Annotated in this window: 4 protein-coding genes and 2 tRNA genes; 1 reads left to right on the top strand and 5 read right to left on the bottom strand. The window is 62.2% G+C overall.

Annotated elements, in window-relative coordinates; translation table 11 throughout:
• Nucleotides 1-135: 135 nt before the first annotated feature.
• A tRNA-Val gene (locus G5A07_RS08370) sits at nucleotides 136-210 on the bottom strand.
• Nucleotides 211-317: 107 nt separating this feature from the next.
• A complete protein-coding gene (gene uvrB / locus G5A07_RS08365) occupies nucleotides 318-2,342 on the bottom strand; it encodes an excinuclease ABC subunit UvrB (RefSeq protein ID WP_057503595.1) in 2,025 nt (674 codons plus the stop codon).
• A 171-nt stretch (nucleotides 2,343-2,513) separates the two neighbouring features.
• Between uvrB and G5A07_RS08360 the strand changes: the two genes are divergently transcribed.
• Nucleotides 2,514-3,008: a GspH/FimT family protein gene (locus tag G5A07_RS08360; protein WP_235652124.1), complete on the top strand. Its 495-nt coding sequence runs from the start codon at nucleotides 2,514-2,516 to the stop codon at nucleotides 3,006-3,008.
• A 48-nt stretch (nucleotides 3,009-3,056) separates the two neighbouring features.
• On the opposite strand, the gene G5A07_RS08355 is transcribed toward G5A07_RS08360, so the two are convergent.
• The 3 genes from G5A07_RS08355 to G5A07_RS08345 all read right to left on the bottom strand — a co-directional run bounded on the left by G5A07_RS08355 (nucleotide 3,057) and on the right by G5A07_RS08345 (nucleotide 7,423).
• Nucleotides 3,057-3,133, bottom strand: a tRNA-Asn gene (locus tag G5A07_RS08355).
• Nucleotides 3,134-3,212: 79 nt separating this feature from the next.
• Nucleotides 3,213-3,635: a type IV pilin protein gene (locus tag G5A07_RS08350; protein WP_159359971.1), complete on the bottom strand. Its 423-nt coding sequence runs from the start codon at nucleotides 3,633-3,635 to the stop codon at nucleotides 3,213-3,215.
• Between the two features lie 38 nt (nucleotides 3,636-3,673).
• The gene (locus G5A07_RS08345; RefSeq protein ID WP_191863141.1) at nucleotides 3,674-7,423 is read right to left on the bottom strand and encodes a PilC/PilY family type IV pilus protein; all 3,750 of its coding nucleotides are present in this window, start codon (nucleotides 7,421-7,423) and stop codon (nucleotides 3,674-3,676) included.
• Between the last annotated feature and the right edge of the window lie 2 nt (nucleotides 7,424-7,425).

Below are 7,425 nucleotides of genomic sequence, written 5' to 3'. Positions count from 1 at the left end.
ATGTCAAGGTAGTGCTCTACCGCTGAGCTAACCGCCCATCTTGTTCTTGCCGCCCGAAAGCTGGCCTTGCTACGTAAAAACCCGGCGCCAGGGCCGGGCTTTGCTGTTCACGACAGCCCCCTTCCGGAGACTTCGTGGTGGGCGGTACAGGGTTCGAACCTGTGACCCCTACCATGTCAAGGTAGTGCTCTACCGCTGAGCTAACCGCCCGTTTTTGCTTCTGAACGTCCGCGATTGCGTCGGTGCAGGCCGCGTATATTACGGATGCCGGCCGTGAAGCGCAACACTTTTGTGAAGAAGATGCTGCACTGCCGCGTTCAGCCCAGACTCGCTTCCTTCAGCTGCCGGATCTGGTCACGCACGCGGGCGGCATCCTCGAACTCCAGGTTCTTGGCGTGCTGGTACATCTGCTGTTCCAGTGCCTTGAGACGGGACGCCAGCTGGGCCGGGCTGAGCGATCGATAGTCACTCCCCTCCTCGGCAACGCCGGGCCTGCCTTTGCCCTTGCCCTTCTTTGCTTCCTTCTCGGCGGCGTCCGAACGCGCCCCTTCCAGCACGTCGACGATCGGGCGCGCCACCGAGCGCGGCACGATGCCGTGCTCCTCGTTGTACTCGACCTGTTTGGCGCGACGACGGTCGGTCTCATCGATCGCGGCCTGCATCGAACGGGTGATCTTGTCCGCATACAGGATCGCCTTGCCACGCACGTTGCGCGCCGCACGACCGATGGTCTGGATCAGCGAACCGGTCGAGCGCAGGAAGCCCTCCTTGTCGGCATCCAGGATTGCCACCAGGGACACCTCGGGCATGTCCAGGCCTTCGCGCAGCAGATTGATGCCCACCAGCACGTCGAACTTGCCCAGGCGCAGGTCGCGGATGATCTCCACGCGCTCGACCGTGTCCACGTCCGAGTGCAGGTAGCGCACGCGTATCCCGTGCTCGGTCAGGTACTCGGTGAGGTTCTCGGCCATGCGCTTGGTCAGCGTCGTGACCAGCACCCGGTCACCGGCCTTGATGCGCGCGTTGGCTTCGCTCATCAGGTCGTCGACCTGGGTCCCCACCGGGCGGATCTCCACCACCGGGTCGATCAGGCCGGTGGGACGTACCACCAGCTCGGTGATCTCGTCACCGGCCTCGCGGTACTCGTAGGGGCCCGGCGTGGCCGACACATAGATGCTGCGCGGGCAGCGCTCTTCCCACTCCTCGAAGCGCAGCGGCCGGTTGTCCAGCGCCGAGGGCAGCCGGAACCCGAATTCGACCAGCGTCTCCTTGCGCGAACGGTCGCCCTTGAACATGGCACCGATCTGCGGAATGGTCACGTGGGATTCGTCGATCACCAGCAGCGCATCGGCCGGCAGGTAGTCGAACAGGGTCGGCGGCGGTTCGCCGGCATTCTTGCCGGTCAGGTGCCGGGAGTAGTTCTCGATGCCGTTACAGAAGCCGACCTCGGCCATCATTTCCAGGTCGAACTGGGTGCGCTGCGCCAGGCGCTGTGCTTCGACCAGCTTGTTCTGCGCGTACAGCTGCTCCAGCCGCTCCTTCAACTCGACCTTGATCGTCTCGATCGCTGCCAGCACACGCTCGCGCGTGGTGGCGTAGTGGGTCTTCGGGTAGACCGTGAAGCGCTGCATGTTGCGCAGCGTCTCGCCGGTGAGCGGGTCGAACAGGGTGATCTTCTCGACCTCGCCATCGAACAGTTCCAGACGCAGCGCTTCGCTGTCCGACTCGGCTGGGAACACGTCGATCACTTCACCACGCACGCGGAACGTACCGCGCTGCAGCTCGTACTCGTTGCGCGTGTACTGCAGCTGGGTGAGGTGGTTGATCAGGTCGCGCTGGTCGATGCGCTCGCCCTTGGACAGGATCAGGCGCAACGACAGGTAGTCTTCCGGCGCGCCCAGGCCGTAGATCGCCGATACCGTCGCCACCACGATCGCGTCCGGGCGCGACAGCAGGGTCTTGGTCGCCGCCAGTCGCATCTGCTCGATGTGCTCGTTGATCGAACTGTCCTTCTCGATGAAGGTGTCCGACGACGGCACGTAGGCTTCCGGCTGGTAGTAGTCGTAATAGCTGACGAAATACTCGACCGCGTTGTGCGGGAAGAATGCCTTGAACTCGCCATACAGCTGCGCCGCCAGCGTCTTGTTCGGCGCCATGATCAGCGTCGGCTTCTGCACATTCTGGATGACGTTGGCGATGGTGTAGGTCTTGCCCGAGCCGGTAACGCCCAGCAGGGTCTGCTTGGCGATGCCCGCTTCGAAGTTGCTGGTCAGCTTTGCGATGGCATCAGGCTGGTCGCCCGCCGGCGAATACGGCGAGACGAGTTCAAAACGGTCGCTCATGGTGTTGCCAGTTCCCGGGAAGGGTGAGTATACGGGGCAAGCGGTGACGGCCGGCTGAGGGGTTTCCGGGCAGGCGGGCGCGGCAGTGCCTGATGGCGCCGGCGACGCTGGACGAGGGAGGCTGGACTCATGCGCCACTGCCCAATCCCCAGCCCTACGGCGCCGCGAGGCATGCACCTGGTCGAACTGATGGCCGTCGTGGCGGTGTTGGCCGTGCTGCTGGCCGCCGGATGGCCCACCCTGCATTCGATGTTGTTGCGGCACCGTGCGGACGCCACCCGTATCAACCTGCAGTCCGGACTCGCTGCTGCGCGCTACCAGGCGATCATGCGCCGAAACTTGATCGGCATCTGCGCAAGTACCGATGGCCACCACTGCGGCGACGACTGGAGCCAGGGGTGGGTCATCTACAGGACAAGCGGCCGGCGCGAACCACCCTCTTCTGCCGACGCTATTCTGATGCACCAGGCAGGCTTTCCGAACATCAAGATCCGGGGAACCACCAGCAGTGGCCGGCCGCAGCTTTACTTCCAACCGGATGGCCGCAGCCCTGGAGCCAATCTGACGCTGCGCATCTGCGCGGACGGCCGTGAGCACTCCCGGATAATCGTCAGCAACAGCGGGCGCGTCCGATCAACACGGACCAGGACCGATCGACCCTGCTGACAACAAAAAAGGCCTGCGGATGACCGCAAGCCTTTGATGCGTATAACTTGGCGCCCGAAGTTGGACTCGAACCAACGACCCCCTGATTAACAGTCAAGTGCTCTAACCGGCTGAGCTATTCGGGCGGGGAGGCGCATTGTAATCACCTCGATCAGAGAGTGCAACACTCCTGCCCACGACGCCCGCCGGCGCACTTTTCCTACGTCACCAGCATTCGGACAGCGTGCCCTTGGACGTCTTCACATTGGCCTGGTTGAGGGACAGGTCACCACACTTGTCTTCGGCCTGAGCATTGGCAGCCGTCGCCGTAAACGTAAACGTCGATTGCGCGGTTTCCATGGACAAGGTGTAGGCCGCAGTGCCGCCCTCGCGTGGCGAGTTGATGGAATCAGCTCCGCCCGGGAAGGTGAAGCCCACATAGGTGTTGTTGATGGTGTGGTAGCGCTCGGCCAGCTGCGCATACTCCACCAGATCGGCCTTGGCCTGCGCACGCCGCGACTTTCGCACATGTTCACTGTAGTTCGGGTATGCGATCGCAGCGAGGATCGCCACGACTGCCACCACGATCATCAGTTCAATGAGAGTGAATCCGCGGACCAGGCGGCCAGGGGCGAACGTCGTGTGCATTGCAGCAACTCCATTGATCGACGAAGCACGGACACTACTCACTGGATCTGCCTCCACGACTGGCGACCACACGGGTAAGGCAAGTACATCGGTTTTGCACCTGCCACCGAAATCTGCATCAGGCAGGCCTCGCCCGGCGGCGTCGGTGGAGGAGTCCCTGGTTCACCCGGATCCGGCGGCGCAAGGCGAGGGACAACAGAGGTCGTGACATCCCTGACCGGTGCGTTGCCGCCCGTTTCCAGGGGTACACCGGCCGTACCTGCCCCCGGCGACGTGCCGTCCGGTGCACCGAAGCGCACCTGCGACATTGCCGCTTCGCCACTGCCGGCCTGCAGGCCAAACACCCAGTTCGCGCCATCCACCGAGCACCCCTTGGCCTCGGACGGGATATAGGTGGGCATGAACACCACTCCGGAAACGATGCGCGGATTGCCGACCGCACGCTCCTTGTTGGACAGCGTTACGGTCCAGCCGCGGCTCAGCGCCGGAACAGTGCCCGGAAGCAGGGTGCGAACGCCATTCTCAAATTGCGCCGCGAACGGGCGCAGATTGGCCGACGTCAGCGTAGCACTGGGCTGCCCGGTTTCAACATCATTGATGCCATACAGCGCCTGCACCGCAGCGTCGTTCTCATCGCCATAGTACGAGAAGCTGCCGGTGCCGAAGATCAGCATCACGCCACCGGATGGGCCTGTGGTTACCGTCAAGCCGCCGGTGATGGGTTGGCGATAGGTTCGCTTGTCACTGCGATCGACATGGGTATCGGTGCTGAACAGCGGAACCGTCGGTGCCGCGTCGGCACGCAGGTCGAACTTCCAGACCGCTCCGCGCTTGTCAGCACCATAGACGGTATCAGCAAGACCATCGCGGACCCGTTCGTTCTGTCCAGCCCCACCCCAACGATCCACCACCACAATGTTGCCCAGCCCATTGCTACCGGCAGGCAGATCCGTACCCGACTCGACCGCCTCGATCATGCGAATGGTCGGCGTATTGCCAGCCGCCATGTCGACCACGAACAACACGGCTTTTCCGCTCTTGCTTTCATAGCCATTGCCAAAGATCGCCCGGAAGCCCACCGAGCCATCGGCGTTCTTCATCGGCACGATCACCGGCTTGCCCAGCACGTAGCCGATGTTGCTCCTTACGTCCTCATCCAGCGAGGCATTGAGATCACTGATCTCCCACAGCAGCGAACCGCTGCCGCCGAAGCTGGCCGGATCAGACACATCCAGCGCGAACACGCTGCGCCCACCGGCACCCGCCGTGCCGACCAGCGAGGTCGTCCAGCTTCCGCCGCTGTAGGTATCACTGATCGTCACCGGGCCATCGACATAGTAGCGATGCTGGAAGCGCTGGATGTTCTGGTTGGTGGGATCGTTGGGCAGCAACAGATTGCCCATATGACCCAACGACGTGGATGGGATATAGGCAAACAGCTCCTTGCCACCATCGCTGTCCATCTCGCCATCCGCGCCCATGCCGCCATCAAAGGCGTGCAGCATCCCGTCGTTGGCAGCCGCGTAGACCATGTAGCGTCGGTCATTGCGCTTGGTGACCATATAGTCGGCATAACTGGTGCCCATCGCGCCTGGCAGGCGACGGAAACCGTAGTCATCCAGCGGCGAACTCAGGGCCGGCGTAGAGGTGATGATGTCCCCAAGCACTGTGGTACGGTCGCGCAGCTTGCCGCCGCTGCGCTTTTCGTTGGCTGTGTCTCCACGCAGATACGCCACGGCGGTCGCCGAATTCGTGGCGAGCCCTTCCAGTTCCGAGGCACTGCAGATCAGCATGCCCGGATACATCACACTGGACTTGTCGCACAGGTTGGCCAGGCTGACATTACTGCCGGTGAAATCAACCAGTTCGCCGTTGCGCCAGAAGCGGATGCGGCGCGATGCGGCCGCTGGCATCTTCGCCGACGCTTCCCATGCCTCCTCCGAGACAATCCTGCGCGTTGAATCGTCCACTTTCAGCGAGTAGGCATGCAACCTGCCGTACCAGTCGGTGCCGTTGTTGGTCGCCTCGTAGAACGGCTCCACCGACAGCGAGCCCACGCCAATACGAGCCCCCGTCAACGAACGCGAGCCGGACGGCGTGGCCCCCTGGGCAACATTGCTGATGATCCGGCGCATGGCAGCGGTGATTTCGCCCGGGCGCGTGGCGTTGACCATCTCGCCGCGGGTGTCATACACCGCGTTCCACAGCTCGTCGACCGCTTCCGGCTTGAGATCCTGCGTCGTGGTCGGGAAATTGGGCTTGACAACATACGGATCTGGGCTGAGCACCCAGGGGCGCTTGGGATCCGGAAGGTACTTGACGCCAAACTCTTTGCCCTGCGTACCCAGCGTCACACCGTAGAAATTCATATGCAGCTTCTTGTTGCAGTCCAATGACGGGTCCGGACTCGAACTGCTGCACTCTGCAGGAACCGGCACAGAGCTGTTATCAAGGTCCTCGACCAGCGGGCCCTTGTAGTAGGGCGCCACCAGGTCCTTCATCAAAGTCTTGTTTTCGCTTTCATTGATATAGCCGTCAGTGAACAGCATGCCCGCATTCTTCTGACAAGCCAGCAGCACAGGCGCCTCTTCATCCGTGCGCTGGAACTGCTGGCCAAGATATGCCGCGGCAGAACGGTTTGGCGTGGAGCCACTGGCTCGCATTCTGCCCATGATGTCGTACAGCAACTTCGACTTTTCGGTCTCGTCGGTCATGTCGTACATCTTGACCTCATCCCGATCATTGATACGAAACCAGCCCACGCGCAAGTTCGTGGTGCCGTACAGCGCATTGGTGGCCGCACCGATCAAGGCTTCGCGACGGGTCCGATACAGACTGAACCAGTTCGCGAAACTCTGCATGGCAGCGTTGTACTTCGCCTGGTCCTTGCCGAAGTTCTCCAACTTGATTTCATACTTGTACAGGGTGCCTGGACGCCCGCCAGCAGGATTGGTCACCGCGACAGGAGTCGCGGTGTAGCCATACTCTGCCGGCAGCGTGGCTGGGTCTGCCAGGAAGAACGTTGCCGGATAGAAGGCCACAGCAGCGTCGCAAGACGTGCTGTTGATGGTGGTCACGCGGGTGACCCTGTCAAATGATCCATCTCTTTGCGTAGCACCACCGCTCAAGCTGCACCGGTTACGTTCGATACGGGTGCCTACCGGCAGCGTCATCCCGAAACGAAAACGGAAGCGCCAGCTGGCGGAGTCCCTACCTCCGACAGCGATACTGGTCAAGAGCGATTCCACGGTGAGGTCCAGCGCACCACCGATTTTGAACGGCGCGTCAGTCGGCCGCGGGTCGAGAGGCGCACTGGCCGGCTTGATCGCCATGTAGTTGGAGGCCGCCGGATCCGACAGACCCGTCTTCCAGCCAGGATAAGTCTCGCGGGGGTCGTAATAGGATGAATTGACATCCGGCGAACGCGCGAAACCAAAACTATCGAGCGGCGGGATAGCCACCTGGCTGTCCCTCCCATAGCTGGGAAACACGTAGAGATAGCGCTGCCCGCTACCATCATATCCATTGGGTACGCCCTGGGTATAGAAGCTGCTGCCATCCCAGCGATAGGCACCATCACGGGTGTTGTTCAGCGTCTCCCACAGCATCGAACCGGAATCATCCAGTGCCATCAGGAAGGCCGGTGCCGTCTGCACCTGGATGTTCAGCGGCGCCTGCGCCAGCATACCCTGGCCCTGGGCCGCCATCAGGGTATAGATGAAGTAGCCCCCACCCAGCGCCAGTGCGGCGCCACCTGCGGCCATGAAGCGGAATTTGCGCGAAGCCATGG

The organism is Stenotrophomonas sp. AS012628 (genome assembly GCF_010608305.1).
GTDB classification, from domain to species: Bacteria; Pseudomonadota; Gammaproteobacteria; order Xanthomonadales; family Xanthomonadaceae; genus Stenotrophomonas; species Stenotrophomonas geniculata.
Note: the sequence above shows the minus strand (reverse complement) of the source record. Positions and strands in the feature narration are given on the sequence as shown.